Genomic DNA, 26,109 nt, shown 5'->3' with positions numbered 1-26,109 from the left:
ATTCACCTTTTGCATGAGTGGCGCGGCGGCGTCGAGGCGTTATGCTGCAGCGCGAAAAGGAGCATTCCCGCCCATGACCGAGATCCGCCCGCGCCGCAGCGCGCTCTACATGCCCGGCTCGAACGCCCGCGCCCTCGAGAAGGCGCGCAGCCTGCCGGCCGACGTCGTCATCCTCGACCTCGAGGATGCCGTGGCGCCGGATGCGAAGGAGACGGCGCGGGCCCAGGTGTCGGCAGCCGTCACGGCCGGCGGCTTCGGCCCGCGCGAGGTGATCGTGCGCGTCAACGGCCTCGACACGCCGTGGGGCGAGGAGGACCTGGCCGCCGCCATCGCCTGCGTGCCCGATGCCATCCTCCTGCCCAAGGTGTCGACCCCGGCGGTGCTCGCCACGGTCGGCCGCCGGCTGGCGACAGCGGGCGCCCCGCACAAGATCCGCATCTGGGCGATGGTGGAGACGCCGCTCGCCATCCTCAACATCGCGCAGATCGCCGCGGCGGCCGCCGACCAGGCGACGCGCCTCGAATGCTTCGTGATGGGCACCAACGATCTCGCCAAGGAGACGGGGGCGCGGCTGGTGCCCGGCCGGGCGCCCATGCTGCCCTGGCTCGCGACCAGCCTTGCGGCGGCGCGCGCGCACGGGCTCTCGATCCTCGACGGCGTCTACAACAATCTCTCCGATGCGGAGGGATTCGCGGCCGAATGTGCCGAAGGGCGCGACATGGGTTTCGACGGCAAGACGCTGATCCATCCGGGCCAGATCGCGGCGGCCAATGCCGCCTTCGCGCCCGACGAGGCCGAGGTGGCGCGCGCGCGCGCCATCATCGCGACCTTCGATGCACCCGAGAACGCCGGCAAGGGCGCCGTCAACCTCGACGGGCGCATGGTCGAGCGCCTGCACGCGGAGATGGCGCGGCGCACGGTGGGCCTCGCCGAAGCGATCGCAGTGCGGGGGTGACGTGAGCCGCCAGATCCTCCCCCGCACGGGGGAGGTGGCGCTGCCTAGCAGCGACGGAGGGGGCCGCGCGGCTCAGACTGTGAACGCCCTTCCCAGTCTTGACCCCACCCGTCTCGGTCCTGCGGACCGATCCACCCTCCGCGGAACTCGGGCTTGCTCGAGTTCCGCGCTCACATGCGCAAGTCGGGAACACCCGACTTGCGCATGTGAGGGATCAGAGGCGTGCCTCAGTGCATACTCACCGCCGGCGCAGCAGGAACACGCCGTTCTCGCCGAAGAGGTTCCACACCCACCAGGGCACGCTGACGCGCACCGGCTCGCCGCTGGCGTTGAGCGCCACGGCCCGCTCCATCTGCGCGCCCACCTCGTCGCACAGCGCCACGAAGTCGCGGATCGTGCAGAAGTGGATGTTGGGCGTGTCGTACCAGGAATAGGGCAGTTTCTCCGTCACCGGCATGCGGCCCTTGAGGCCGAGTTCGAGGCGGATGCGCCAGTGGCCGAAATTGGGGAAGGAGACGATGGCCCGGCGGCCGATGCGCAGCATGTGCTCCAGCACCTGCCGCGGCTGGCGCGTCGCCTGGATGGTCTGGGACAGGATGACGTAGTCGAAGGAATCGTCCGGGTAGTCGGCGAGGTCGGCGTCGGCGTCGCCCTGGATGACGGAGAGGCCGCGCGCCACGCTCTGGCTGACCCCCTCGCGCGAGATCTCGATGCCGCGCCCGTCGACGCCGCGCTCGCGCATGAGGAGCGCGAGCAGCGCCCCGTCGCCGCAGCCGACATCGAGCACCCGCGCGCCCGGCTCGACCATGTCGGCGACGAGCCGGTGGTCGGAGCGGACCGGCAGATGATCCGGGAAGGCCGTCGTCGCGTCCATGGTCACAGGCCCCGAGAGCGCGCCGCGGCGGCGAGGAAGCCGCCGGTGGTGGCGAAGAGTTCCGGCTCGTCGAGCAGGAAGGCGTCATGTCCCTTGTCGCTCTCGATCTCGACGAAGCTGACGGAGGCCCCCGCCGCATTGAGCGCATGGACCACGGCCCGCGAGCCGGAGGTGGGGAACAGCCAGTCCGAGGTGAAGGAGGCGACGCAGAAGCGCGTCTTCGTGCCGCGGAAGGCATTGGCCAACACGCCACCGTGATCGGCGGCGAGGTCGAAATAGTCCATCGCCCGCGTCACGTAGAGATAGCTGTTGGCGTCGAAGCGCTCGACGAAGGCCTCGCCCTGGTAGCGCAGATAGCTCTCCACCTGGAAATCGGCATCGAAGGAGAAGGTCGGTGCCTCCCTATCCTGCAGGCGCCGGCCGAACTTGCGATGCAGCGCCTTCTCCGAGAGATAGGTGATGTGCGCGCCCATGCGCGCCACGGCGAGGCCCTTGGCGGGCTTGACGCCCTCCTCCAGATAGCGGCCGTGGCGCCAGTCGGGATCGGCCATGACCGCCTGGCGGCCGACCTCGTGGAAGGCGATGTTCTGGGCCGAATGGATGGCGGCGGCGGCGATGGGCATGGCCGAGAAGACGCGCTCGGGATAGCTCGCCGCCCATTGCAGCACCTGCATGCCGCCCATGGAGCCGCCGGCCACGCAGAACAGGCTGTCGATGCCGAGGTGATCGACCAGCATGGCCTGGGCGCGGACCATGTCGCGGATGGTGACGACGGGAAAGTCGATGCCCCAGGGCCTGCCCGTCGCCGGGTTCAGCGAGGCCGGCCCCGTGGTGCCCATGCAGCCGCCGATGACATTGGCGCAGATGACGAAGAAGCGGTCGGTGTCGATGGGCCGGCCGGGCCCGACCATCGTTTCCCACCAGCCCGGCTTGCCCGTGACGGGGTGAAGGTTGGCGACGTGCTGGTCGCCCGTCAGGGCATGGCAGACGAGCACCGCGTTCGAGCGCGCCGCATTGAGCTCGCCGTAGGTCTGATAGGCGATCTGCCACGGCGCCAGGTCGACGCCGCAGTCCATGACGAGCGGCCTGTCCGGCCCGAAGCGGGCGACGAGACTCGCCGGCTCGTCCACCTGCGAAGCCCCCAGCTGGCGTGCGACTGCACTTTGGACCATCGCCTCACCCGACGCGTTCCGGAGCCGTCTGACCAGCGGCGCTCCGTTCGTTTTACCGAACCATTTTCCTAATGAACGAAAGGGCCGCTCGTCAACGGCAAAGGCGGATGGGGCGTTGCGTCACGGCCCCTCAGCCGGCCGCTGCGCGGACACCTTCTCCCCGCGGGCGGGGAGAGGACTATCGCATATGGGCATCGAGGTCGTGATCCTCCCCCGCAGGGGGGAGGTGGCGCTGCGATAGCAGCGACGGAGGGGGCCGCGCGGCTGAGATTGCGAACAGCGTCCCTGCCTTGACCCCACCCGTCTCGGTCCTGCGGACCGATCCACCCTCCCCTGGAGGGGAGGGATCAGTGCGCCTCCCCCAGGATATACGATTGCCCTGCCCCCTGGGAGGAGGGGGCTGGGGTGAGGGGCCGATGCGCAAGCAGGCAATCTTGCACCGATCTCTTTGCGTTCCGTCGCGCCGCGTTCTACAAGACCGGCTTTGCCGGACCGCGATGGCGTGCGGGGCGGCAGCTCATGCGGATGGGAACATGTCGGGGACCCTGCCAAACGTCGACCTCGCCGCCCTCAGGCAGGACATCGACCGCATCGACGAGGCGATGCACCGCCTGCTCATGGAGCGCGGCGAGATCATCGACCGGCTCATCGCGGTCAAGAAGACGTCGGAATCGGGCTCCGCCTTCCGCCCCGGGCGCGAGGCGGACATGATGCGCCGCCTGGCCGCGCGCCACGAAGGCATCCTGCCGCTCGACACGGCCGAGAGCATCCTGCGCGTCATCATCGCCACTTTTACCTATGTGCAGGCGCCCTACCGCGTGCATGCCGACATCTCCGGCGGCGATGCGCCGATGCGCGATTCCGCCCGCTTCCACTTCGGCTTCACGGTGCCCTACGTGCCGCATGCGAGCGCCGCGGAGGTGATCGCCGCCGTCGCCGCCTCGAAGGGCGATCTCGGCATCTTCCGCCCCGACCAGGGGACCGCCTCGGGCGCCTGGTGGGCGCGGCTCACGGGGGCCGGCGCGCCCAAGGTCATCGCGCGCCTGCCCTTCATCGAACGGCCGGACCATCCGGCGGCGACCCCGGTCTTCGTCGTGTCGAAGCCGGTGGCCGATGCCGCCGTGCGCGAGATCGTGCTCGTCTCGGCGCGGGTGGAGCGATGGCGTGACACCGTCCCTGCCGCCATTTCCGCCCTCGGTGCCGAGGTGCTCGGCTCGGCCGGCATCGCCGGCGGCCTCTCGCTTCTCCTCTCCATGCCCGGCACGGTGACGCTTGCCGCCCTCGAAGAGGCGCTGACCGGCGCCGGTGCCGGGCGCGCGCATCTTGCCGAGATCGGCAGCCATGCTGCCCGGTTCGTCGTTCCCGAGGCGCCCTCACAGGGCGGCGGCGCCTCTTCCTCCCCCGTCCGATAGCGGAGCCCATTGCAATGGCCATCGTCACGGCCCGTCCCGAGCCTCGTCCCGGCGTGCTCACCATCGACGCCTATGTTCCCGGCAAGAGCGCCGCGGCCGGTGTCGAGAAGGTCTACAAGCTCTCCTCCAACGAGACGCCGCTCGGCCCGAGCCCACATGCGATTGCCGCCGTCCATGCCGCTGCCGATCACATCGCCTATTATCCGGACGGATCGGCGACGCGCCTGCGCCATACGATCGCCGCCAAATACGGCCTCGACGCCGGCCGCATCGTCTGCGGCGCCGGCTCGGACGAGCTGCTCAGCCTCCTGACCCACGCCTATATCGGCCCGGGCGACGAGGGCCTGTTCAGCGAGCACGGCTTCCTCGTCTACCGTATCGCCATCCTGGCGGCCGGCGGCACGCCGGTGGTGGCGCCGGAGAAGAACCTGACGACCGATGTCGATGCCCTGCTCGCGCGGGTCACCGAGCGGACGAAGATCGTCTTCCTCGCCAATCCCAACAACCCGACGGGCACCTATATCCCCTTCGACGAGGTCAAGCGCCTGCACGCCGGGCTGCCGCCGCACGTGCTCCTGGTGCTCGACGCGGCTTACGCCGAATATGTGCGGCGCAACGACTATGCCTCCGGGCTCGAGCTGGTGGCGACGAGCGAGAACGTCGTCATGACGCGCACCTTCTCGAAGATCTACGGGCTTGCGGGCCTGCGCCTCGGCTGGGGCTACATGCCGGCGCATGTCGCCGATGCGCTCAACCGCATCCGCGGTCCCTTCAACATCGGCGCCCCGGCGCTGGAGGCCGGCATCGCCGCGCTTGCCGACGACGCGCATATCGCGGCCTCCGTGGCGCACAACGAGGAATGGCTGCCTTGGCTGACGCGGGAGATCGAGAAGCTCGGCCTTTCCGTCACCCCGAGCGTCGGCAACTTCCTGCTCATCCACTTCCCGGACGAGGCGAAGCGCGGCGCCAGGGCGGCCGATGCCTTCCTCTCGGCCCGCGGGCTGATCCTGCGCGGGGTCGGCGCCTATGGCCTGCCGAACGCGCTGCGCCTGACGATCGGCACGGCCGAGGCCAACCGCCTCGTCGTCGCGGCGCTCGCCGATTTCCTGCGAGGGGGCGATGCCTGACCGTCTCGGCCCGCCGCGCGACACGCCGCTCTTCGAGCGGATCACCCTCATCGGCCTCGGCCTCATCGGCTCCTCGATCGCGCGGGCGGCATGCCACCTGAAGCTCGCCGGCACGCTCGTCGCCGCCGATGCCTCGCCCGAGGTGACGGTGCGCGTGCGCGAGCTCGGCCTCGCCGATATCGCGACCACCGATGCCGCCGAAGCGGCAGCGGGGGCCGATCTCGTCGTGCTGTGCGTGCCGGTCGGCGCCTATGGCGCCGTCGCCGAGGCCATCGCGCCGCATCTCAAGCCCGGCGCCATCGTCTCCGACGTCGGCTCGGTCAAGGGCGCGGCCTTCGCCCAGCTCGCGCCGCACATGCCGGCGGGTGTGCATCTCGTCCCCGCTCATCCCGTCGCGGGCACGGAATATTCCGGCCCAGACGCGGGCTTTGCGACGCTGTTCATCGACCGCTGGTCGATCCTGACCCCGCCGGACGACGCCGATCCTGCGGCGGTCAACGCCGTGCGCGGCTTCTGGCGCGCGCTCGGCTCCAATGTCGAGGTGATGACGGCGCAGCACCACGACCTGGTGCTCGCCATCACCAGCCACGTGCCGCACCTCATCGCCTACAACATCGTCGGCACGGCGGCGGACCTCGAGGAGGTCACCCAGTCGGAGGTGATCAAGTTCTCGGCCGGCGGTTTTCGCGACTTCACGCGCATCGCCGCCTCCGACCCGACCATGTGGCGCGACGTCTTCCTCAACAACAAGGAGGCGGTGCTCGAGATGCTCGGCCGCTTCAACGAGGATCTCGCGGCGCTGCAGAGGGCCATCCGCTGGGGCGACGGCCAGGCGCTGTTCGATCTCTTCACGCGCACGCGCGCCATCCGCCGCAACATCATCGCCGTCGGCCAGGAGACGGCCGAGCCGGACTTCGGCCGCCGGCGAGGCGGAGACGGCGACGGGCAGTGACCGGCCCGCCGCTCAGCGCAGCGGCGAGACCGTGCCCACCTGGAAGGGACCGAGGAGGATCCGTCCGTCCGTGAACCGGATGGGCGGCAGCCTGGTCATGCCCGGGGCGCCCGCGCCCGGAGCCTCGGCTCCGGCCCTGCCGCCGCCGAGCACGGAGAGGCCGCCCGCGATGAGGCCGCCGAGCCCGTTGCCGCCGAGGCCGAAGCGCGAGAGCAGCCCCTCGAGGCCGGCCACCGACGCATCGACGGTGCCCTCCGGCCGATGCAGGGCATCGATCCCGAGCCTGCCGCTCGCCTCCAGCGATTGCGGCCCCTTGACGAGGGCAAGGCGCGTCAGCTCGACAGCGCCGTCGCGCTCCCGCCAAGCCTCCAGCCGCGCCGGAGTGGCACCGCGGGCCAGCATCTCGGCTTCCGTCACCGTTGCGCGCAGCGTCATGTCGGCCGCATCGGAGGTCGCGAGGAGTGCGTCGAGCTCGGGCACGCTCGCCTTGCGCAGGTCGAGCGCCAGGTCATAGGCGCCGGCGCGCTCGGGCGTACGCCGGGCATGGATCTCCACGGCCTCCGCCTTGAAGCTGCCCCCGGGCGAATCGGGCGCGCTCACCGTGAGCGTCGGCTCGGCGACGCTCACGGCGACGCGCTCCGGCAGATCGTTGGAGATGACGACGCTCGCATCGAAGCGGCGCCAGTCGAGCGTCAGGCTGGCATCGTTGGTCGCGCTGCGCGCCACGAGCGGCCCCTCGACCTCCAGGATGACGTGCTGCGGCCGATAGACCTGCGAGACCGCGAGGAAGCGCTTCAGCTCGCCCGTGGCGGGGCCGATGTCGGTGTCACCCGTGAAGGTGGCGTTCTCGCAACGCAGCTCGAAGCGGAAGGGAAAGCCGCCGACCGAGCGCTGCGGGCAGGACCAGCGGCGCCCCTCGGCCACCTCGCGCGCCAGCCACAATTCGACCGTATCGAGGGCCCGGGCGCGCGCGCTGAACCAGAAGACGGACCAGCCGGCGACGAGCAGCGCCAGCAGCACGACCGGCAGATAGAGCCCCCAGCGGCTGCGGCGCACGCCGGCCGCGCTGCTGTCGACCTGTTCGCTTTCGTTCAACGCCCTCTCCCTTGTTGCACCGCCCCTTCCTAGCTGTTACCCGGCTTGCGGCCAAGCGGCGGCGCGGGCAAGCTTTCGGCGTCGGCGGAAACGGCCTGTCATCGACGAGACGGTTCATCGACGAGACGGAAGGGCATGGGCCACGAATCAGGCGATCTGTGGGTCTTCGGCTACGGCTCGCTGATGTGGCGGCCCGGCTTTCCCTTCATCGACCGCTTTCCCGCCCGGCTCGCCGGCTACCGCCGCTCGCTGTGCGTCTATTCGCACGTCCATCGCGGCACGCCGGAGCGGCCGGGCCTCGTCCTCGGGCTCGACCGCGGCGGCGCCTGCAAGGGGGTGGCCTTCCGCGTGCCGCGGCCGGAGGTCGCGGAGACGATCGCTTATCTGAGGGCTCGGGAGCAGGCGACGGCCGTCTATCTGGAGCGCCACCTGCCCGTGCGCCTCGACGACGGCAGGCACGTGACCGCCCTCACCTATGTCGCGGACCGCCGGCATCACCAATATGCCGGGGAGCTGCCGCGCGAGGCGCTGCTCGCCATCGTCCGCCAGGGGGTGGGCCAGTCGGGCCCCAATCCCGAATATGTGCTGAACACCTACGAGCACCTCATGGCGCTCGACGTGCACGACGCGACGCTCGCCTGGCTCGCGGCGCAGCTGCGCTGACGCCAGCCCGACAAAGCCGGATCACTGGAAGGGGCGCAGGTCCCGCGCGACGGCCGCACGCTCCTCGGCGCTGATCGCGAGGAGGTGGACGTGGAGCTCCACCGCGCCGCAGGCGCGCATCTGCCCGAACCAGGCGCCGTCGAAGCCCTCGGGCGAGAGCGGGGAGGAATCGCGCACCCCGACGATGCGGCGCGCCTCACCGTCACGGGCGACGGCGATGAGCACGGCGTCGAGATGCGCCTCCTGCCACATGGCCGTCATCGGATAGACCGACACGACATAGCGGCGCCCCGAGCGCCCGCGCCAGGCACGCAGCGGCAGGAGATCGCCGCCCGAGGCGACGTGGAGGGCCTCGTCCTGCACGGCCCGGCGCCCCGCAACGAGCGGGCGGGCCAACGGGCGCGCGACGGGACGGCGCGCCATGTGCATGGGAAATTGGACGACTGCGCTCATATCCGGCTCCATGTTCCCTGTTTGTTCCGGACAAAGAGAGAACAAATTAACCATGTTGTCAAGCGCCGAGGCTTCAGCTGATCACGGGGCCTCCGCCCGCTCCGGTGCCGGCTGGATGGTCCCGCCGATCTCCGCAAGGCCATCGGCATGGAGGCGGCGGGCGACGGGCTCGATCGCCTCGACCAGCGCCGGCACCAGGCTGTCGCGCGGCAGGCCGGCCGGGATCGGCGGCAGGAACTCGACCACGATGGTGCCGGGCCGGCGGATGAAGCGCCGGCGCGGCCAGTAGAGGCCGGAGTTGAGGGCGACCGGCAGGCACGGCACGCCGAGCCGGCCGTAGAGATGGGCGATGCCATATTTGTAGGCGGGCTCGGCGCCCGGCGGCCGGCGCGTGCCCTCGGGGAAGATGATGATCTGGCGGCCGTCGCGCGCCTCCTCGGCCGCCTTCTCGGTCATGCGCACCATCGCCCGCGCGCCGCCGCGCCGGTTCACGGGCACCATGTCGGCCTTCCACAGGTACCAGCCGAAGAAGGGGATGAACATGAGCTCCCGCTTCAGGATGAAGGTGGGATCCGAGAAGAAGGGAACGAGCGCGAAGGTCTCCCACATCGACTGGTGCTTGCAGGCGACGAGGCAGCCCCCCTGCGGGATGTTGGCGAGGCCGCGCACCTCGAGACGCGTGCCGGCAATGACGCGCAGGAGCCACAGGGAGCTCCGGGCCCAGCCGCGCGCCACCGCCATCAGGGCGCGCCGCGGCAGGAGCATCGTCGGCAGGCAGATGACGAGCCACACGACGAGGTTGGCGTAGAAGGTGATGTTGAAGGCGAGGGAACGGAGAGCGAGCATGGCATCCGGCGGCATCTGCGCGCGCGGGCCGGCGCGCCGCTGACCGCCTAGCGCAGCACGGGAACGGTCGCAACCGGTTTGCGGCCGCCGACGAAGACCGCGACGCGCGAATCTTCCGGATCGCGCTCCACATAGGTGCGCGCCACCGCGACGAGATACTTCAGATATTCCATGAAGAGCAGCTTCGCGGCGACAGGGTCGCGCCACCACCGCTCGGTGTCGATGCGGTCGGCCGAGACGGCGTGCGGCACGAGCTCGGTCTCGGGCAGGACGTTGCCGAGCTCCACCAGCGAGCGCGGCATATGGTAGTTCGAAGTCACCACGATCAGCGAGCGGAAGGCGTGCTGCTGCACCCAGCGACGCGTCTCGATGGCGTTGCCGATGGTGTTGCGCGCCCGGTAGTCGAGATCGACGCAGCACTCGACCAGTTCGCCAAGCTCCGGGTTGAGCTCGGCGAGTTGGGCGGGCGTCGTGTGCTTGTTGACGCCGCTGATCAGGAGACGGCGGGCATAGCCCTGCTTCAGCAGGTCGGCCGCATCGGCGATGCGCTGGGCGCCGCCGGTCAGGGCCACCACGGCATCGGCGCTCGCGTTCACCCGCCGCTCCGCGCGCCCGACCATGTCGGTGAACACGAAGAAGCCGACGGCGAAGGCAAGGCAGGCGAGAAGGCCGGCCGCAGCCACGCCACGGCGCAGCACCAGCCATCCCCTGCCGCGCCGCGGGGGCACTGCCGTCGCCACGGCGGACGGCTCGCCTTCGGCAGGATCGACCGCGACCGGCTCGTTGCCCACGACGCTCATGCTTTCAACCTTTCGCCGCGCAGCATAACGACGAATGCGGCGGGCACTAGGCAGAAAGCGCGCACAGCCACGCGTTGTCAGCCCAGCCCACTCAGGTGACGGCGCACCGTGACGCGCGAGACGAGCGCCGTCACGGCGGCGACGATCGCCGTCACCACGACGACGGCGCCATAGCCGCGCCAGCCGATGTCGAAGGCCCCGAACAGCGCCTCGATCTGATCGCCGCCCGGGCTCGCGCGCCAGTAGCCGGCGAGGAAGCCGAGCGCCGCGATGAGCAGGATGGCCGCCAGGCAGCCGATGGCCCCGCCCTTGAGGCCGAGGCCGAGGAACCTCAGCTGGAACTCGCGGGCGATGAAGCGGTCATCCGCGCCCACGAAATGCAGCACCTCCAGGATCTCGCGGCTGCTCGCCACGGCCCCGCGCGTCGCGAAGGCGATGGCCAGCGCCGCCGCCGTGAGCACCAGGCCGACGATGGCGAGCGCGATGACGACGAGGGTGCCCGCCATGGTCGACAGGCGCGCGATCCACATGCGGTGATCGTCGAGGCTCGCGGTCGGCACCTGCTCGGCCAGTTGCTGCTTCATGCCGGCAAGGTCCGGCGTGATGCCGCCCTTGAGGCGGACGACGACGAGCCGCGGCACCGGCAGCTCGACCAGGTCGAGCCCCGTGCCGAGCCAGGGCGCCAGCAGCCGCTCCGCCTCCTCCTTCGAATAGACGGAGACGGAATCGACCTGCGGGTCGGCGCCGGCCACCGCGGTCGCGGTGGCGACATCGGCCTCGATGTCGCGCTGGGTGTTGGGCTTCACCTGGATGGTGACCTCGCGCGAGATCGAGGAGCGCCATTCGGCCGAGGCGCCGGCGACGAGCTCGGCGGCACCGGCGGCGAGCGCCGCGAGGAAGGTCAGGATGGCGATGACGGTGACGAGCGCCCGGCCGGCGACCGAATCGGCCGGGACGAGCGGCTGGTTGCGGCGCAACGTCTCGGGCAGCGGCCCGAGGTCGGGTTCTGCGGCCGGTGCGGCGTTGGTCTGTTCGGAGCGGCGCATCATGCGATCACTCGTAGATGTGCAGGCGGCCTTCGCCAAGCACCAGGCGACGGGCGTCCACCTGGTCCATGAGCGCAAGGTCGTGCGTGGCGATGATGACCGAGGTGCCGAGCCGGTTGAGCTCGATGAAGAGGCGCAGCAGGCGCTTGGCGAGGCTGGGGTCGACGTTGCCGGTCGGCTCGTCGGCCAGAAGCAGCTCCGGCCGGGCGATGAGGGCGCGGGCGATGGCGGCGCGCTGCTTCTCGCCGCCCGAGAGCACCGGCGGCAGCACGTGCATGCGCTCGCCGAGGCCGACCCAGCGCAGCAGCTCCACCACCTCGGCGCGGTAGCTCACCTCCTCCCGCCCCTGCACGCGCAGCGGCAATGCGACGTTCTCGTAGGTGGTGAGGTGGTCGAGCAGCCGGAAATCCTGGAAGACGACGCCCATGCGCCGGCGCAGGGCGGTCAGCGCGTCCCCGCCGATCTGCGAGACGTCCTCGCCGAAGAGGGTGATGAGGCCGCGCGTGGGCTTGAGCGCGAGGAGGACGAGGCGCAGCAGCGTCGTCTTGCCGGCGCCCGAGGGGCCGGTGAGGAACTGGAACGAGCGCGGCTCGATCGAGAACGTCAGGTCTCTCAGCACCTCCGGCCCCATGCCGTAGCGCAGTCCGACATTGTCGAAACGAACCACCAGTCACCTCCTCACGGCCGCGGCGCGTTCACGGTTCGTTAACCATGAGGGCCGACCAATTGGTGTTACGCGGATGCCTGTCCTAACCGGGGCGGGCCGCGCAAGCCAGCCTGATTCGCCATGTCCATTGTCTGTCCTTCCCGTGCCAACGCCTATAGGCTCATCCCAGTGCAGGCGCGGGCGCCCCGGACCCGGGCGTGCCCGTGCCTGTTCCTTCCCCGCCCGCCGCACTTGCGCCCATCGCCGGTGGCGGCTAAGCGGCAGCATGTGCTCCGCAGCGGGCAACGATAAAGGCCAGACCATGCAGACCAAGAGCATCCGGGTCCTGTTCGACGAGAGCAAGATCGCCGCCCGCAACGAGGACATCGCCCGGGCCGTGGCGGCCTCCAAGCCGCACGACCTGCTCGTCGTCGCCGTGCTGAAGGGCAGCTTCATGTTCGCGGCCGATCTCATCCGCGCGCTGCACAGGGCCGGGCTCGAGCCGCAGGTCGAGTTCGTGCACATGTCGAGCTATCGCGAGGCAACCGTCTCCTCCGGGCAGGTCGAGATCCTGAAGGATGTCGAGAGCGACGTGCGCGACCGCGACGTGCTGCTCGTCGACGACATTCTCGAATCGGGCCGTACCCTCGCCTTCGCAAAAGACCTTCTGATGGCGCGCGGCGCGCGCACCGTGAAATCCGCCGTCCTGCTCGAGAAGCCAGGCAAGCGCGCGGTGCAGATCGACGCCGACTACACCGGCTTCGAATGCCCCGACCTGTTCGTGGTCGGCTACGGCATGGACGTGGCCCACCGCTACCGGCAGTTGCCGTTCGTCGGCGTCGTGGAGACGGAAAACGAGGACCGCAAGGAACAGTGACGATGGCGCATATTCTGCTCGTCGACGACGAAGAAGGCGTCCGCGGCTTCCTGAAGCGCGGGCTGGAGATCGACGGCCATGCGGTCGTCACGGCCATCGACGGCGAGGACGGCCTTGCCCGCCTCGACCAGCACGAGGGCCGCTTCGACCTCCTGCTCACCGACATCCGCATGCCCATCATGGACGGCATCGCCCTCGCGCATGCGGCAAAGCGCACCTATCCCGAGCTCACCGTCATGCTCATGACCGGCTTCGCCGACCAGCGCGAGCGGGCGAGTTCGCTCGACGGCGTCGTCATCGACGTCCTGACGAAGCCCTTTTCGCTCGCCGACCTGCGCACGAGCGTGCGCGACGCGCTGAGCTAGGGGGCGTGCGACCTGCCGCCATGCGCCGCGCGCAGGCGGGCGCTCCGTAACTCCCCTTGCACGGCCCGCCGGCTCGCGTCATATGCACGCGTTCCCGTTTCCCGCGCCGCACGGAGCCGCCCATGACCGCGCCGAAGAAGCCCTGGTCCGCCCGCACCCTCGCCGCCCAGGCCATGGGTGTCACGGATCCGCTGACCAAGGCCGTGGTGCCGCCGATCCACGTGGCGACGACCTATATCCGGGACGAGGACAACGCCTATTCGTCCGGCTACGTCTACGGCCGGCCGGACAATGCCACGACGCGCGAGGCCGAGGACGTCCTCGCCATGCTGGAAGGGGGCAAGGCGGCGTTCCTCTTCGGCTCGGGCATGGCCGCGGCGACGGCCGTGTTCCAGGCGCTCGACCCCGGCGATCATGTCGTCGCGCCCACCGTGATGTATTGGGCGCTGCGCCACTGGCTGGCGAACGAGGCGAAGCGCTGGGGCCTCGTGGTCGACTTCGTCGACACGACCGACCTTAATGCGCTGCGCGCCGCCGTCACGCCCGGCCGCACCAGGCTCGTCTGGGTGGAGACGCCGTCGAACCCGCTGTGGACGATCACCGACATCGCCGCCGCCGCCGAGATCGCCCATGCCGCGGGCGCGCGCCTTGCGGTCGATTCCACCACCGCCTCGCCCTATCACAGCCAACCGCTGGCGCTTGGCGCCGACATCGTCATGCATGCGGCGACGAAGATCCTCAACGGCCATTCGGACGTCGTCGCCGGCGCCCTCGTCACCGGCGCAGAGGACGACTTCTGGGCGCGCATCGCGACCATCCGCAAGGGCCAGGGCGGCATTCTCGGCCCCTTCGAGGCCTATCTCCTGACGCGCGGCATGCGCACGTTCCACCTGCGCGCGGCGGCCCAGAGCGCCTCCGCGGCAAAGCTCGCCGAGCGGCTCGCGGCCCATCCCGCCGTCGCCAAGGTGCTCTATCCGGGCCTGCCGGACCATCCGGGCCATGCCATTGCGGCCCGGCAGATGGCGAACGGCTTCGGCTACATGCTGTCGATCCGGCTCGCGGCCGGCGAGCAGGCGGCCATCGCGACAGCCGCGAAGGTAGAGCTGTGGAAGCGGGCGACCTCCCTCGGCGGCGTGGAGAGCCTGATCGAGCATCGCGCCTCGATCGAGGGTGCGGGGTCGCCCTGCCCGACGGACCTCCTGCGCCTGTCGGTCGGCATCGAGGACCCGCAGGACCTCTATGACGATCTTTCGTCCGCCCTCGATCGGGCGACCGGGCGCGGCTGAGGCAGTCTCCTGAGTCAGCCGCCGACTGCAGGACGCAAAGCTTCCTCCGGGCACGCCGCGCCGCTCTCGTGCTGCGAAGCGTCCGCCCGGCCACCGAGGGCCGCGACGAGATTGCGCGCGGCGGAGCGTACCAGCCGGGCGAGGGCCGGCACGTCGCCGGCATCGACGGCCGGCACGCGGCGGGCGAGCCCTTCGGCAACCAGCGATTCGAGCCCCGCTTCCGACACCAGCATGTAGCGCGTGAAGGGCCGGAACGTGCCGGGACTCGTCTCCAGCCGGACCAGCATCTTGTCGTCCGGGCCGACGCTGGCGAGCGCCTGGGTGACGTTGATGGCGCCGGCGCGGTTCAGGGTGAAGCGCAGCGGGCGGCAGATGTCGGCCGCCACGAACCACAGCCCGCCGGCATGCTCCACGAAGCGCACCTCGTCACCGCTCTCGGGCCAGGGCAGGTGGTGAATGGCATCGGCTCCGAAACTTTCCAAGGCCCATCCCATCGCCGGCACGCTCCCCTCGCTCGTTGCGCCATCTCGATAGCTGACAACGCAACGCGCGGCGTGGCAACACCCGCCGGCGACCATGGGGCTTTTGCAAGGGCTTCCTGTGCATGACGCCGCCCATCGGGCGGCGCATGGAGTCTCAGGCCGTCAGGACCTTCTCGATATCGTAGACCGGATGGGAGGTAAGCGTCTTGTCCACCTCGGCGACGATGCGCTCGCTGACCTCCTTGTGGAAGGCCTTGCGCAGTTCCCCGAGCGTCTGCGGCGGTGCGACGACGACGAGCCGCTCGAAGCGCTTTTCATGCGCCGCCCGATAGAGTGTCTCCGCGACCTCGCTCGCGAAACGGTCCTTGGCGAGGCGGTGCCAGTCGGTCGGCTCGATGGCGCTCTTGTTGTTGCTCGGGCGCCCGCGGTTCATGCGGCCCGGCACGTCGGTGGCCTGCTCGCGATTGGGCGGATTTTCCTGCGCGAAGATATTCTCGACGACGAGGTTCGGATAGGAGGCGTCTCCCGCGTTGCGAAAGAAGAGCGCCTTCTCCCCGTCGCCAACGAGAACCCAGGTGTCGTGGGCAAGGCGTAATCCGCTCATCGTGGTCCTCCTTGGCTGCACTCACTTATGTGGGAAGCGCACACGCGCGATGCCAGACGCGCGTGCAGAAAGCCCCCTCCAGGAAGCGAACACACCAAGGGTCAGGACGGTTCCGCGATCAAGCGGCGGGCGATGACCTGGGCCTGGATCTCGGCCGCACCTTCGAAGATCGACAGGATGCGCGCATCGCACAACACGCGCGACACCGGATATTCGAGCGCGAAGCCGTTGCCGCCATGGATCTGCACCGCATTGTCCGCCGCCGCCCAGGCGACGCGGGCAGCCAGGAGCTTCGCCATGCCGGCCTCGAGATCGCAGCGCCGGCCCTCGTCCTTGGCGCGGGCGGCGAAATAGGTGAGCTGGCGGGCGAGCATGATCTCGACCGCCATCATGACGAGCTTGTCGGCGACGCGCGGGAAGTGGATGAGGCTCTTGCCGAACTGCACGCGCTCCTCTCCATAGCGCAGGCCGAGCTCGAAGGCCGATTGCGCGACGCCGATGGCACGCGCCGCCGTCTGGATGCGGGCCGCCTCGAAGGTCTGCATCAGTTGCTTGAAGCCCTGCCCCTCGCGCCCGCCGAGAAGGTTCGCCGCCGGCACCTCGAAACCGTCGAAGGCGAGCTCGTATTCCTTCATGCCGCGGTAGCCGAGCACCTCGATCTCGCCGCCCGTCAGCCCCGCCACCGGGAAAGGGTCTTCGTCCGTGCCGCGCGGCTTTTCGGCCAGCAGAATGGAGAGGCCGCGGTGGCCGGGCTCGGCCGGATCGGTTCGCACGAGCAGGGTCATGAGGTCGGCGCGTACGGGATGCGTGATCCAGGTCTTGTTGCCGTGGACCTTGTAGACATCGCCCTCGCGCTGGGCGCGGGCCTTCAGGGACGCGAGGTCCGAGCCGGTGTTCGGCTCCGTGAAGACCGCCGTCGGCAGGATCTCGCCGCTCGCGATCTTCGGCAGGAAATGCGCCTTCTGCTCCTCCGTGCCGCCGCCGAGGATCAGTTCGGCCGCGATCTCGGAACGGGTGCCGAGAGAACCGACGCCGATGTAGCCGCGCGACAGCTCCTCCGAGACGACGCACATGGAGACCTTGGAGAGGCCCATGCCGCCGTATTCTTCGGGGATGGTCAGGCCGAAGACGCCGAGCGCGGCCATGTCGGCGATGATCTCGAGCGGGATGTAGCTGTTGCTGCGATGCCAGTCCTGCGCATGCGGCACCACCTCGGCATCGGCGAAACGGCGCATCTCGGCGCGGATCGCCTCCAGCGTCTCGTCAAGGCCGGTGTCGCCGATGCTGGAGGCGCCGTCGCGCTGGCGCAGCAGCGTCGCGAGCCGGGCGCGGTTTTCGGCTGTGTTGCCCTCAGCGATGAGCGCCCGCAGCGCCGGCGTGCGCAGGGCCGCGCGCGCTGCATCGTCGAGGCCGAAGATATCCGGCCGCACGATCTCGCCCTGGCTCATGGGGATGCCGCCGAAGACCTGCGCACAATATTCGCCGGCGCCGACGGCGAGGATGAGCTCCTCCACCTCGCCGAAGCGGCCTTCCCCGGCGAGGCGGTCGGCCCAGGCGGCGAGTTCGCGCACGGCCGTGGCATAGGTCGCCACCCAGGCGAGGCCGTGCGCCATGTGCTGGGCGCGGTCGAGCCTCTCCGGCGCGATGCGCCCCCGACCATGACGGCGGCCCGTGCCGCCTCGGTCGCGGCCCCTGCCAGTGCGCCGAGCGCCTCCGCCGCCTCGCGGGCGAGGGTGCGCAGGTCGCTCGATGTCGTGCTCACGGCGGCGGCAGGGCTCATCGTTTCTCCCTCTCGTTATCGTTCTTTGGCGAAGCGCTCAGGCCTCGAGCCGGGCGCGGGCACGCTCGACGACCCGGACGATGCCGGCCATCACCTCGTCGAGCGCGTAGTCCTTCGGCGTGTAGACGGCGGAGACGCCGATGTTCTTCAGCACCAGCTCGTCCTCCGGCGGGATGATGCCGCCGACGACGACCGGGATGTGGTCGAGCCCCTCGGAGCGCAGCCGCGCCATGACGTCGCGCACCAGCGGCACGTGCGAGCCGGAGAGGATGGAGAGGCCGATGACATGGGCATCGACCGCGCGGGCGCGCGCCACGATGTCGGCCGGCGTCTGGCGGATGCCGTCGTAGGTCACGTCCATGCCGACGTCGCGGGCGCGCAGCGCCACCTGCTCGGCACCGTTGGAATGGCCGTCGAGACCCGGCTTGCCGACGACGAGGCGCGGCGGACCGCCGAGCTTCTCCGAAAGATCGGCCACCAGCAGGCGCACGTCGCGGTCGACCTCGGGCGAGCGTGTCTCGGTCGTCACGCCGGTCGGCGCACGGTATTCGCCGAAGACGCGGCGCAGGGTCTCGCCCCATTCGCCGGTGGTGACGCCGGCCCGGGCGCAGCGGATCGACGGCTCCATGACGTTGCGCGCCTCGCGCGCCGCCGCCTCGAGATCGGCAAGCGCCGCCGCGGCCTCGCTGCCGTCGCGCTTTGCCCGCCACTCCCTGAGCCGGGCCACGGCCTCCATCTCGACCGTCTCGGGCACGGTGAGGATGGCCCCTTCCCCGGCCAGAAGCGGGGAAGGCTCGCTCTCCGTCCAGCGGTTGACGCCGACGACGACCTGCTCGCCCGCCTCGATGGCGGCGAGGCGCGCCGCATTCGATTCGACGAGCGCGCGCTTGAGATAACCGGTCTCGACGGCGGCGACGGCCCCGCCGAGCGCCTCGATGCGGGCAAGCTCCGCCCGCGCCGCCTCCTTCAGCACCCCGACCCTCTCCTCGATCACGCGCGAGCCGTCGAAGATGTCGTCATATTCGAGCAGGTCCGTCTCATAGGCCATGATCTGCTGCATGCGCAGTGACCATTGCTGGTCGAAGGTGCGCGGCAGGCCGAGCGCCTCGTTCCAGGCCGGCAGCTGCACGGCCCGCGCCCGCGCCTTCTTGGAGAGCACGACGGCGAGCATCTCGATGAGGATGCGGTAGACGTTGTTCTCGGGCTGCTGCTCGGTGAGACCGAGGGAATTGACCTGCACGCCATAGCGGAAGAGGCGCTTCTTCGCGTCCGTGATGCCATAGCGATCGCGGCAGATCTCGTCCCACAGCTCGGCGAAGGCGCGCATCTTGCACAGCTCGGTGACGAAGCGCATGCCGGCGTTGACGAAGAAGGAGATGCGCCCCACCACCTCGGCGAAGGCGTCCTCGTCCACCTCGCCGCTGCCCCGCACCGTGTCGAGGATGGCGATGGCCGTGGCGAGCGCGAACGAAAGCTCCTGCACGGGCGTCGCCCCCGCCTCCTGCAGGTGGTAGGAGCAGACGTTCATCGGATTCCACTTCGGCACCTCCCGCGTCGTGAACAGCACGACGTCCTTGGTGAGGCGCATGGACGGCGCCGGCGGGAAGACATAGGTGCCGCGCGAGAGATATTCCTTGACGATGTCGTTCTGCGTCGTGCCCGTGAGGCGCCCGCGCGGAGCGCCCTGCTCGTCGGCCACGGCGATGTAGAGCGACAGCAGCCACGCCGCCGTCGCGTTGATCGTCATGGAGGTGTTCATCTCCGCGAGCGGGATGCCGTCGAAGAGCGTGCGCATGTCGCCGATGTGGGCGATGGAGACGCCGACCTTGCCCACCTCGCCGCGGGCGAGCGCGTGGTCCGGGTCGTAGCCCGTCTGCGTCGGCAGGTCGAAGGCGACCGACAGGCCCGTCTGGCCGCGCCCCAGATTGGTGCGGTAGAGCCGGTTCGATTCGGCCGCCGTCGAATGGCCCGCATAGGTGCGGAAGATCCAGGGCCTGTCCCGGTGCGGGCGCGCGCCACCGTCTCGCTCGCTCATGCCGTCTCCCCGTCATGCTGTCGCGGGTTCATTGCCCGCGCCGTCTGTTCTGCCGCCATGGTGCGGCGCAACAACCTGCGCTGCAAGCGCAAAATGCCGGATTGGCCAAAGGTCGAATGCAACCGGCGCCCGCCAACGGGCGTTTTCGCTTTCGCTGCATCGCAATATCATTCATTCTGTCCATGGCGCAGCGCAGCAGAGCCCCGTCATCAAGAGGGCGCGCCGGGGAAACACGAGCGACAGGAGGCCGCATGAACGCCGCAGCCACAGCGACCGCCGCAACCCGCACGGACGAACGCAAGGACCTTTACGCCATCGGGGAGATCCCGCCCCTCGGCCATGTGCCGGCGAAGATGCATGCCTGGGCCATCCGCAAGGAGCGGCACGGACCGCCGGAAGAGTCGATGCAGCTCGAGGTGGTGCCCACCTGGACCATCGGCGACGACGAGGTGCTGGTGCTCGTGATGGCGGCAGGCGTCAACTACAACGGCGTGTGGGCCGCGCTCGGCCAGCCGATCTCGGTGCTCGACGTCCACAAGCAGCCCTATCATGTCGCCGGCTCCGACGCGGCCGGCATCGTCTGGGCCGTCGGCTCCAAGGTGAAGCGCTGGAAGGTCGGCGACGAGGTCGTCGTGCACTGCAACCAGGACGACGGCGACGACGAGGAGTGCAACGGCGGCGATCCGATGTTCTCGCCCTCGCAGCGCATCTGGGGCTATGAGACGCCGGACGGCTCCTTCGGCCAGTTCTGCCGCGTGCAGTCGCGCCAGCTCATGGAGCGGCCGAAGCACCTGACGTGGGAGGAATGCGCCTCCTACACGCTGACCCTCGCCACCGCCTACCGCATGCTCTTCGGCCACGCGCCGCATACGCTGAAGCCCGGCGACAACGTGCTCGTCTGGGGCGCCTCGGGGGGGCTCGGCGTTTTCGGCGTGCAGCTGTGCGCCGCCGCCGGCGCCAATGCCATCGGCATCATCTCCGACGAGGACAAGCGCGACTACGTGCTAGGCCTCGGCGCCAAGGGCGTCATCAACCGCAGGGACTTCAACTGCTGGGGGCAATTGCCCAAGGTGAACTCACCCGAATATGCCGCCTGGACGCAGGAGGCGCGCAAGTTCGGCAAGGCCATCTGGGACATCACCGGCCGGCAGGACGTCGATATCGTCTTCGAGCACCCGGGCGAGCAGACCTTCCCGGTCTCGACCCTCGTCGTGAAGCGCGGCGGCATGGTGGTGTTCTGCGCCGGCACGACCGGCTTCAACCTCACCTTCGATGCCCGCTACGTCTGGATGCGGCAGAAACGCATCCAGGGCTCGCATTTCGCCCATCTCAAGCAGGCCTCCGCCGCCAACAAGTTCGTCGTCGACCGGCGCATCGACCCGTGCATGTCCGAGGTGTTCTCCTGGCAAGAGATCCCGGCTGCGCACACCAAGATGTGGAAGAACGAGCACAAGCCCGGCAACATGGCCGTGCTCGTCAACGCACCGCGCCCCGGCCTGCGCAGCTTCGACGACGTGCTGGAGGCCGCCGCGCAGGACGGGTGAGCGACGCCCGGGCGGTGCTGCGCCGATCCATCCGGAGCCCGACGGATCCCCCGTGGCGCCACTGCCGGGCCGGCCTCTCCGCCGTCATGGCCGGGCTTGTCCCGGCCATTCACGTCTCGGGCCTCGCACGCTCGTCGCGGCGTGGATGCCCGCGACGAGCGCGGGCATGACGGCGCGACGTGCTGGAGGCCGCCGCGCAGGACGGGTGAGCGACGCCCGGGCGGTGCTGCGGGCCGATCCATCCGGAGCCCGACGGATCGCCCCGTGGCGCCACTGCCGGGCTGGCCTCTCCGCCGTCATGGCCGGGCTTGTCCCGGCCATCCACGTCTCGGGCCTCGCACGATCGTCGCGGCGTGGATGCCCGTGACAAGCGCGGGCATGACGGCGGAACGCTAGCTTCTTGGTGGTTCAGGCTTCCGCAGCCCTGTGGGGCCGCTCCCGCTACAATCCGCCTGCGCCCACCTCGCGCTCGCGAATCAGCGCGGCATTGAGCTCGCCGCCGAAGATGAAGATGGCGGACAGGATGTAGAGGAAGACGAGCACGATCATGCCGGAGGCGAGGCCGGCATAGGTCGACACGTAATTGGTGGCGAAGCTGTCGAGATAGAGGCCGAAGGCGGTGCCGCCGATGAGCCAGAGCACCAGCGTCGCGCCGATGCCCGGCAGCACGGACGTCACGCTGCGCCGCCCGCCCGGCAGGAGGAGGTGGGCGATGAGCAGCGCCACGACGATGACGACCGTCGCCACGGCGAAGCGCGCCGTGACGATAAGCGGCCCGAGCGGGCGCAGCGCCGGCACCTCCGAGAGGACCGCCCGCCAGGCGAGCGGGCCGAAGACGACGAGCAGGGCGAAGACGATGAGCGCGATGGCTCCGACGAGGACGAAGGCGATCGCCTCGAGCCGCGTCAGCCACCAGGGCCGCCAGTCGTAGCAGTCATAGGCGCGGTTGAGGCCGATGCGCAGCGATTCGACGCCGTTCGACGAGAAATAGACCGCGAGCAGGGCGCCGACCGTCAGGAGGTCGCGCCGCTGCTCGGTCATGACCTTGCGCACCTCACCGGCGACCGAGCCGGCGACCTCGCTCGGCCAGGTCTCGAAGATGAGATCGGCAACCCCGCGGGCAAGGTCCGTCGAGCCGATGAAGCCGGCAAGCGCCGTGACGAGAATGAGGAAGGGAAAGAGCGACATCAGGCCGGACAGGGCGATGTGGCTCGAGATCGCCCAGCCGTCGTGGTCGTTGAACCGCTCGAAGGCCCGCCAGAGGACGCGCGCCGAAGTGCCGATCGCCTTCACGGCTGCCCCCCTTGCACGGCGGCCTTTCGCCTCGTGACCTGCATCGCTCTTCCCGTCGCTCGCCTGCCAAGGTCGGCATTCCGGCCGCCGCTGGCAAGTCGTATGGCGGCCGGGCACATGGTAGCGCGGCGGTGTGACCTTCCCGCCATTGCGGCCCGGCCGCCGCCATGGTTGGGTGCGGCCCCTTCTCGACAACGGATCGACCCGCCGTGCCGTTCCCGCCCTCCACGCTCGCCGAACGGCTGATGCCGGCACTTTTCGTCGTCATCTGGGCGACAGGCTTCGTCGTGGCGCGCCTCGTGGCGCCCCATGCCGAACCGTTCACCTTTCTCTTCATCCGCTATTGCCTCACCATAGCCGTGCTCGGCGGCCTGTGCCTCGCCATTGGCGCGCCCTGGCCGCGGACGGCGCGCGGCTGGCGCGACGGCCTCGTGGCCGGCGTGCTGCTGCACGGCATCTATCTCGGCGGCGTGTTCTGGTCGGTCAGCCACGGCCTGCCGGCCGGCATCGCCGCACTCATCGCCGGCATGCAGCCGCTGCTCACCGGGGCGCTCGCCGGGCCCCTCATCGGCGAAAGGGTGAGCCCGCGGCGCTGGCTCGGCATCGTCACCGGCTTTGCCGGCGCCCTCCTCGTGCTCGTGCCGAAGCTCGGCGGCGTCGACGGTCTCGCGCCGATGGCGGTGCTCGCCTGCACGCTCGGCATGGTGTCGATCACCATGGGCACCTTCTGGCAGAAGCGGACGGGCGCCGGCTCGGACCTGCGCACCAATGCCGTCGTGCAGTTCGTCGGGGCGGCGCTCGTGACCCTGCCGGCCATGCTGCTCGTCGGCGAGATGCGCTTCGCGCCCGTGCCGGCGGCGCTCGCCGGCCTCGCCTGGGCGGTCGTCATCCTGTCGATGGGCGGTATCCTCCTGCTGATGCACCTCATCCGCAAGGGCGCGGTGGCGGGCGTCGCCTCCCTGCTCTACCTGGTGCCGCCGGTGTCGGCCGTCATGGCCTTCCTCCTCTTCGGCGAGAGCCTCGCGCCCGTGCAGATGCTGGGCATGGCCATCGCCGCCGTCGGCGTCGCCATCGCGAGCCGCGGCGCTTAAGACGCGACCCTGCGCAGCATGTAGAGCGCGTCCCCGCCGTAGCTGGCGAGCTTGTCGGCAAGTCCCGGTGCGTCGGCCGCCACGAAGCCGTGGCGCTGCCAGAACGGAGCGGAATTGTTGACGGCGACGAGCGAGAGGTTATCGGCACCCACGATCCGCGCCTGCCGCACAAGGTGGGGCAGCGCGGCCCCGGCCGCGCCGGTGCCGCGACCGCGCGGCAACAGGGCGATGTCGTGCAGATAGAAGGTGGTCGCGGCCGGCGGCAGGCGGCCGAGCAGGCTGTCGAGCGGCGGCGGCGCGCCGGCGTGCCAGGGATGGCTGAGGAGATAGCCGGCCGCCTCGCCGTCCCGCTCCAGGATCAGGCAGCCGGCCGGGAAGAGCGCAAGGCGCTCGGTGAAGACCTCCGGCCGTTCGGGAAAGCCCGGATGCACCGCCCGCGCGATGGCATCGACATCCTGCAGGTCGGTCACCGTCATGGGCCGCCAGCCGGCGCCGGCGGCATCGCTGCCCTCGATCATCGTACCTAAGCGCCGGCCTCGCCCGGCCGGGCGGCGACCAGCATGTAGTTGACGTCGAGATCGCGCGACGGACGCCAGCTGTCGGCAAGCGGATTGTAGACCACGCCGGTGCGGTCGAGCACCGAGAGGCCGCCGTCCTCGATGGCGTCCGTGAGCTCGTCCGGCGTGACGAACTTCTCCCAGGAATGGGTGCCGCGCGGCAGCCAGCGCAGGACATATTCGGCGCCGACGATGGCGAGCGCGTAGGACTTCAGCGTGCGGTTGATGGTCGCCATGAAGAGCAGGCCGCCCGGCTTCACCACCGCGCAGCAGGCCGCGACGAAGGCGCCGACGTCCGCCACATGCTCCACCACCTCCATGGCGCAGACGACGTCGAAGCGCTCGCCGCGGGCGGCGAGGGCCTCCACCGTCTCGTCACGATAGGCGATGCCGAGGCCCGCGCGCTCCGCGTGCAGGCGCGCCACCTCCACATTGGTGGTGGCGGGGTCTAGCCCCGTGACCTCGGCCCCGAGGCGCGCGAGAGGCTCGCACAGCAGCCCGCCGCCGCAGCCGATGTCGACGACCGAGAGATCGTGCAGGCAGGTCAGGCTCGCCGGGTCGCGGCCGAAATGCCGGGACGCCTCGTCGCGGATGTAGCCGACGCGGACCGGGTTGAACTTGTGCAGCACGCGCATCGATCCGCGCGGGTCCCACCAGGTGTCGGCGAGCGCGGCGAAGCGCGCCACCTCCCGCTCATCCACCGTGCGGCGCTCACCCGTGCCGTGCCGCGGCTCGCTCCTCGTCCCAGCCATGTCCCTCACCCTTGTCCGGGGCCTTTCCCCGCCGTTGACACGGCGGGGGGCTCCCGTCATCTATACGCGCCTTTTGCGTGCTTGGCGCCAGGCTCCTGGTCGCTGTAGCACCTCCCGTCGTCCTGTAAATGGTGTCAGTCCTGCCATGGCCCGTCTGGTGATGAAGTTCGGCGGCACGTCCGTCGCCAATATCGAACGCATCCGCAACGTGGCCAGGCACGTCAAACGCGAGGTCGAGGCCGGCCACCAGGTGGCGGTCGTCGTCTCGGCCATGGCCGGCAAGACGAACGAGCTCGTCGGCTGGTGCCGCGAGGCCTCGGCCCTGCACGACGCGCGCGAATATGACGCGGTCGTCGCCTCCGGCGAGCAGGTGACGGCGGGCCTCCTCGCCATCGTGCTGCAGGACATGGGCATCTGGGCTCGCTCCTGGCAGGGCTGGCAGATCCCGATCCTGACCGACGGCGCCCACGGCGCGGCGCGAATCACGGGCGCCGACGGCTCGCGCATCATCCAGCATTTCGAGGAGCGCAACGAGGTCGCGGTCGTCACCGGCTTCCAGGGCATCCACCAGCCGACCAACCGCATCGCGACGCTCGGCCGCGGCGGCTCGGACACGAGCGCGGTGGCGCTCGCCGCCGCCATCCATGCCGACCGCTGCGACATCTACACCGACGTCGACGGGGTCTACACGACGGACCCGCGCATCGTGCCCCAGGCCCGGCGCCTCGACCGCGTCTCCTTCGAGGAGATGCTCGAGATGGCCTCGCTCGGCGCCAAGGTGCTGCAGGTGCGCTCGGTCGAGCTCGCCATGACCCACAATGTGAAGACTTTCGTGCGTTCCAGCTTCGACGATCCCGCCGATCCCAAGCCGGGCACGTTGATCTGTGACGAGGAGGATATCGTGGAACAGCAGATCGTCACCGGCATCGCCTATTCCAAGGACGAGGCCCAGATCACGCTCCGCCGCGTCGCCGACAAGCCGGGCGTCGCCGCCGCGATCTTCGTGCCGCTGGCCGATGCCAACATCAATGTCGACATGATCATCCAGGTCGTGTCCGACGACACGACGACGACCGACATCACCTTCACCGTGCCGGCCGCCGACTATGAGCGCGCCAAGACGATCCTCGAGAAAGCGCGCGGCGAGATCAACTATGCCACGCTGCAGGGCGCGACCGACGTCGTGAAGGTCTCCGCCATCGGCGTCGGCATGCGCAGCCACGCCGGCGTCGCCGCCAAGGCCTTCAAGGCGCTCGCCGACAAGGGCATCAACATCCGCGCCATCACGACGTCCGAGATCAAATTCTCGGTGCTGATCGACGCGGCCTATACCGAGCTCGCGGTGCGCACGCTGCACTCGCTCTACGGGCTCGACAAGGCCTAGAGCGCAGGTAAGACCGGC

Annotated in this window: 25 protein-coding genes and 1 pseudogene; 11 read left to right on the top strand and 15 right to left on the bottom strand. The window is 70.0% G+C overall.

Annotated features, from left to right (window positions below; all coding sequences use genetic code 11):
• Positions 1-73 precede the first annotated feature (73 nt).
• Positions 74-955 (top strand): CoA ester lyase, encoded by an 882-nt coding sequence (locus tag AL346_RS09770; RefSeq protein WP_019404465.1) that lies wholly within the window; start codon positions 74-76, stop codon positions 953-955.
• Positions 956-1,193: 238 nt separating this feature from the next.
• Here AL346_RS09770 and metW read toward each other — a convergent pair whose 3' ends face one another.
• Both metW and AL346_RS09760 read right to left on the bottom strand, forming a co-directional pair.
• A complete protein-coding gene (gene metW, locus AL346_RS09765) occupies positions 1,194-1,829 on the bottom strand; it encodes a methionine biosynthesis protein MetW (RefSeq protein ID WP_050996764.1) in 636 nt (211 codons plus the stop codon).
• Positions 1,830-1,831: 2 nt separating this feature from the next.
• On the bottom strand, positions 1,832-3,001 hold the full coding sequence (locus tag AL346_RS09760) for a homoserine O-acetyltransferase (protein ID WP_026015534.1): 1,170 nt from the start codon (positions 2,999-3,001) through the stop codon (positions 1,832-1,834).
• A 533-nt stretch (positions 3,002-3,534) separates the two neighbouring features.
• Here AL346_RS09760 and AL346_RS09755 point away from each other — a divergent pair.
• From AL346_RS09755 to AL346_RS09745, 3 genes are read left to right on the top strand one after another with little or no spacing between them, the layout of a single operon-like run.
• Positions 3,535-4,413, top strand: a complete 879-nt coding sequence (locus tag AL346_RS09755; protein ID WP_019400264.1) for a chorismate mutase — start codon at positions 3,535-3,537, stop codon at positions 4,411-4,413.
• A gap of 14 nt (positions 4,414-4,427) precedes the next feature.
• Positions 4,428-5,540 (top strand): histidinol-phosphate transaminase, encoded by a 1,113-nt coding sequence (gene hisC / locus AL346_RS09750; RefSeq protein WP_019400263.1) that lies wholly within the window; start codon positions 4,428-4,430, stop codon positions 5,538-5,540.
• Positions 5,533-6,492, top strand: a complete 960-nt coding sequence (locus tag AL346_RS09745) for a prephenate/arogenate dehydrogenase family protein (protein WP_019400262.1) — start codon at positions 5,533-5,535, stop codon at positions 6,490-6,492. The genes hisC and AL346_RS09745 overlap by 8 nt, the downstream gene beginning before the upstream one ends.
• 12 nt (positions 6,493-6,504) lie before the next feature.
• Here AL346_RS09745 and AL346_RS09740 read toward each other — a convergent pair whose 3' ends face one another.
• Entirely contained in the window at positions 6,505-7,587 is a 1,083-nt protein-coding gene (locus AL346_RS09740; protein ID WP_019400261.1) for a DUF2125 domain-containing protein, read from the bottom strand.
• Between the two features lie 135 nt (positions 7,588-7,722).
• On the opposite strand from AL346_RS09740, the gene AL346_RS09735 reads away from it, so the two are divergent.
• The gene (locus tag AL346_RS09735; protein WP_019400260.1) at positions 7,723-8,250 is read left to right on the top strand and encodes a gamma-glutamylcyclotransferase; all 528 of its coding nucleotides are present in this window, start codon (positions 7,723-7,725) and stop codon (positions 8,248-8,250) included.
• Positions 8,251-8,271: 21 nt separating this feature from the next.
• Here AL346_RS09735 and AL346_RS09730 read toward each other — a convergent pair whose 3' ends face one another.
• The 5 genes from AL346_RS09730 to ftsE all read right to left on the bottom strand — a co-directional run bounded on the left by AL346_RS09730 (position 8,272) and on the right by ftsE (position 12,026).
• Positions 8,272-8,703, bottom strand: a complete 432-nt coding sequence (locus tag AL346_RS09730; protein ID WP_156332727.1) for a hypothetical protein — start codon at positions 8,701-8,703, stop codon at positions 8,272-8,274.
• 81 nt (positions 8,704-8,784) lie between these two features.
• Complete coding sequence (locus tag AL346_RS09725; RefSeq protein ID WP_019400258.1) at positions 8,785-9,549, bottom strand: 1-acyl-sn-glycerol-3-phosphate acyltransferase; 765 nt, start codon at positions 9,547-9,549, stop codon at positions 8,785-8,787.
• 47 nt (positions 9,550-9,596) lie between these two features.
• Positions 9,597-10,349 carry a YdcF family protein gene (locus AL346_RS09720; RefSeq protein WP_019400257.1) on the bottom strand — a complete coding sequence of 251 codons (753 nt, stop codon included), beginning with the start codon at positions 10,347-10,349 and terminating at the stop codon, positions 9,597-9,599.
• A gap of 77 nt (positions 10,350-10,426) precedes the next feature.
• The gene (locus AL346_RS09715) at positions 10,427-11,398 is read right to left on the bottom strand and encodes an ABC transporter permease (protein ID WP_019400256.1); all 972 of its coding nucleotides are present in this window, start codon (positions 11,396-11,398) and stop codon (positions 10,427-10,429) included.
• 4 nt (positions 11,399-11,402) lie between these two features.
• Positions 11,403-12,026 (bottom strand): cell division ATP-binding protein FtsE, encoded by a 624-nt coding sequence (gene ftsE / locus AL346_RS09710; protein ID WP_245258827.1) that lies wholly within the window; start codon positions 12,024-12,026, stop codon positions 11,403-11,405.
• A gap of 337 nt (positions 12,027-12,363) precedes the next feature.
• On the opposite strand from ftsE, the gene hpt reads away from it, so the two are divergent.
• The 3 genes from hpt (at position 12,364) to AL346_RS09695 (ending at position 14,569) form a co-directional block, all read left to right on the top strand.
• The gene (hpt, locus tag AL346_RS09705; protein WP_019400254.1) at positions 12,364-12,918 is read left to right on the top strand and encodes a hypoxanthine phosphoribosyltransferase; all 555 of its coding nucleotides are present in this window, start codon (positions 12,364-12,366) and stop codon (positions 12,916-12,918) included.
• Positions 12,919-12,920: 2 nt separating this feature from the next.
• Positions 12,921-13,283, top strand: coding sequence for a response regulator (locus AL346_RS09700; protein WP_019400253.1), 363 nt, complete (start codon positions 12,921-12,923; stop codon positions 13,281-13,283).
• A 122-nt stretch (positions 13,284-13,405) separates the two neighbouring features.
• Complete coding sequence (locus AL346_RS09695; RefSeq protein WP_019400252.1) at positions 13,406-14,569, top strand: PLP-dependent aspartate aminotransferase family protein; 1,164 nt, start codon at positions 13,406-13,408, stop codon at positions 14,567-14,569.
• Positions 14,570-14,583: 14 nt separating this feature from the next.
• On the opposite strand, the gene AL346_RS09690 is transcribed toward AL346_RS09695, so the two are convergent.
• The 4 genes and pseudogenes from AL346_RS09690 to AL346_RS09675 all read right to left on the bottom strand — a co-directional run bounded on the left by AL346_RS09690 (position 14,584) and on the right by AL346_RS09675 (position 19,470).
• On the bottom strand, positions 14,584-15,051 hold the full coding sequence (locus AL346_RS09690) for a hypothetical protein (protein ID WP_026014787.1): 468 nt from the start codon (positions 15,049-15,051) through the stop codon (positions 14,584-14,586).
• Positions 15,052-15,205: 154 nt separating this feature from the next.
• Complete coding sequence (locus tag AL346_RS09685; protein ID WP_019400250.1) at positions 15,206-15,655, bottom strand: host attachment protein; 450 nt, start codon at positions 15,653-15,655, stop codon at positions 15,206-15,208.
• Between the two features lie 101 nt (positions 15,656-15,756).
• Positions 15,757-17,435 (bottom strand): annotated as a pseudogene (locus AL346_RS09680) (acyl-CoA dehydrogenase family protein).
• 37 nt (positions 17,436-17,472) lie between these two features.
• Positions 17,473-19,470, bottom strand: coding sequence for a protein meaA (locus AL346_RS09675; protein WP_019400248.1), 1,998 nt, complete (start codon positions 19,468-19,470; stop codon positions 17,473-17,475).
• Between the two features lie 251 nt (positions 19,471-19,721).
• Here AL346_RS09675 and ccrA point away from each other — a divergent pair, with 251 nt between their 5' ends.
• Entirely contained in the window at positions 19,722-21,014 is a 1,293-nt protein-coding gene (ccrA, locus tag AL346_RS09670) for a crotonyl-CoA carboxylase/reductase (RefSeq protein WP_019400247.1), read from the top strand.
• Positions 21,015-21,455: 441 nt separating this feature from the next.
• Here the strand turns inward: ccrA and AL346_RS09665 are convergent, their stop codons facing one another.
• The gene (locus AL346_RS09665) at positions 21,456-22,307 is read right to left on the bottom strand and encodes a YihY/virulence factor BrkB family protein (RefSeq protein WP_019400246.1); all 852 of its coding nucleotides are present in this window, start codon (positions 22,305-22,307) and stop codon (positions 21,456-21,458) included.
• A gap of 209 nt (positions 22,308-22,516) precedes the next feature.
• On the opposite strand from AL346_RS09665, the gene AL346_RS09660 reads away from it, so the two are divergent.
• The gene (locus AL346_RS09660) at positions 22,517-23,398 is read left to right on the top strand and encodes an EamA family transporter (RefSeq protein ID WP_019400245.1); all 882 of its coding nucleotides are present in this window, start codon (positions 22,517-22,519) and stop codon (positions 23,396-23,398) included.
• Here AL346_RS09660 and AL346_RS09655 read toward each other — a convergent pair.
• Both AL346_RS09655 and ubiG read right to left on the bottom strand, forming a co-directional pair.
• Complete coding sequence (locus tag AL346_RS09655) at positions 23,395-23,916, bottom strand: GNAT family N-acetyltransferase (RefSeq protein ID WP_019400244.1); 522 nt, start codon at positions 23,914-23,916, stop codon at positions 23,395-23,397. The two genes, AL346_RS09660 and AL346_RS09655, sit on opposite strands and share 4 nt — an antisense overlap.
• A 5-nt stretch (positions 23,917-23,921) precedes the next feature.
• The gene (gene ubiG / locus AL346_RS09650) at positions 23,922-24,707 is read right to left on the bottom strand and encodes a bifunctional 2-polyprenyl-6-hydroxyphenol methylase/3-demethylubiquinol 3-O-methyltransferase UbiG (protein ID WP_040403373.1); all 786 of its coding nucleotides are present in this window, start codon (positions 24,705-24,707) and stop codon (positions 23,922-23,924) included.
• A 145-nt stretch (positions 24,708-24,852) separates the two neighbouring features.
• On the opposite strand from ubiG, the gene AL346_RS09645 reads away from it, so the two are divergent.
• Positions 24,853-26,091: an aspartate kinase gene (locus AL346_RS09645; RefSeq protein ID WP_019400242.1), complete on the top strand. Its 1,239-nt coding sequence runs from the start codon at positions 24,853-24,855 to the stop codon at positions 26,089-26,091.
• The last annotated feature ends 18 nt before the right edge of the window (positions 26,092-26,109 follow it).

This window comes from Chelatococcus sp. CO-6 (assembly GCF_001271345.1).
GTDB lineage: Bacteria > Pseudomonadota > Alphaproteobacteria > Rhizobiales > Beijerinckiaceae > Chelatococcus_A > Chelatococcus_A caeni.
The sequence above is the reverse complement of the archived record's forward strand: the minus strand, read 5'-3'. Positions and strand labels throughout refer to the sequence as shown.

What these genes read in the sequence shown, in the direction of transcription:
- AL346_RS09770 (WP_019404465.1), top strand. Translation starts at nt 74, where the DNA reads ATGACCGAGATCCGCCCGCGCCGCAGCGCGCTCTACATGCCCGGCTCG.
- metW (WP_050996764.1), bottom strand. Translation starts at nt 1,829, where the DNA reads ATGGACGCGACGACGGCCTTCCCGGATCATCTGCCGGTCCGCTCCGAC.
- AL346_RS09760 (WP_026015534.1), bottom strand. Translation starts at nt 3,001, where the DNA reads ATGGTCCAAAGTGCAGTCGCACGCCAGCTGGGGGCTTCGCAGGTGGAC.
- AL346_RS09755 (WP_019400264.1), top strand. Translation starts at nt 3,535, where the DNA reads ATGTCGGGGACCCTGCCAAACGTCGACCTCGCCGCCCTCAGGCAGGAC.
- hisC (WP_019400263.1), top strand. Translation starts at nt 4,428, where the DNA reads ATGGCCATCGTCACGGCCCGTCCCGAGCCTCGTCCCGGCGTGCTCACC.
- AL346_RS09745 (WP_019400262.1), top strand. Translation starts at nt 5,533, where the DNA reads ATGCCTGACCGTCTCGGCCCGCCGCGCGACACGCCGCTCTTCGAGCGG.
- AL346_RS09735 (WP_019400260.1), top strand. Translation starts at nt 7,723, where the DNA reads ATGGGCCACGAATCAGGCGATCTGTGGGTCTTCGGCTACGGCTCGCTG.
- AL346_RS09730 (WP_156332727.1), bottom strand. Translation starts at nt 8,703, where the DNA reads ATGAGCGCAGTCGTCCAATTTCCCATGCACATGGCGCGCCGTCCCGTC.
- AL346_RS09725 (WP_019400258.1), bottom strand. Translation starts at nt 9,549, where the DNA reads ATGCTCGCTCTCCGTTCCCTCGCCTTCAACATCACCTTCTACGCCAAC.
- AL346_RS09720 (WP_019400257.1), bottom strand. Translation starts at nt 10,349, where the DNA reads ATGAGCGTCGTGGGCAACGAGCCGGTCGCGGTCGATCCTGCCGAAGGC.
- AL346_RS09715 (WP_019400256.1), bottom strand. Translation starts at nt 11,398, where the DNA reads ATGATGCGCCGCTCCGAACAGACCAACGCCGCACCGGCCGCAGAACCC.
- ftsE (WP_245258827.1), bottom strand. Translation starts at nt 12,026, where the DNA reads ATGGGGCCGGAGGTGCTGAGAGACCTGACGTTCTCGATCGAGCCGCGC.
- hpt (WP_019400254.1), top strand. Translation starts at nt 12,364, where the DNA reads ATGCAGACCAAGAGCATCCGGGTCCTGTTCGACGAGAGCAAGATCGCC.
- AL346_RS09700 (WP_019400253.1), top strand. Translation starts at nt 12,921, where the DNA reads ATGGCGCATATTCTGCTCGTCGACGACGAAGAAGGCGTCCGCGGCTTC.
- AL346_RS09695 (WP_019400252.1), top strand. Translation starts at nt 13,406, where the DNA reads ATGACCGCGCCGAAGAAGCCCTGGTCCGCCCGCACCCTCGCCGCCCAG.
- AL346_RS09685 (WP_019400250.1), bottom strand. Translation starts at nt 15,655, where the DNA reads ATGAGCGGATTACGCCTTGCCCACGACACCTGGGTTCTCGTTGGCGAC.
- AL346_RS09675 (WP_019400248.1), bottom strand. Translation starts at nt 19,470, where the DNA reads ATGAGCGAGCGAGACGGTGGCGCGCGCCCGCACCGGGACAGGCCCTGG.
- ccrA (WP_019400247.1), top strand. Translation starts at nt 19,722, where the DNA reads ATGAACGCCGCAGCCACAGCGACCGCCGCAACCCGCACGGACGAACGC.
- AL346_RS09655 (WP_019400244.1), bottom strand. Translation starts at nt 23,916, where the DNA reads ATGATCGAGGGCAGCGATGCCGCCGGCGCCGGCTGGCGGCCCATGACG.
- ubiG (WP_040403373.1), bottom strand. Translation starts at nt 24,707, where the DNA reads ATGGCTGGGACGAGGAGCGAGCCGCGGCACGGCACGGGTGAGCGCCGC.
- AL346_RS09645 (WP_019400242.1), top strand. Translation starts at nt 24,853, where the DNA reads ATGGCCCGTCTGGTGATGAAGTTCGGCGGCACGTCCGTCGCCAATATC.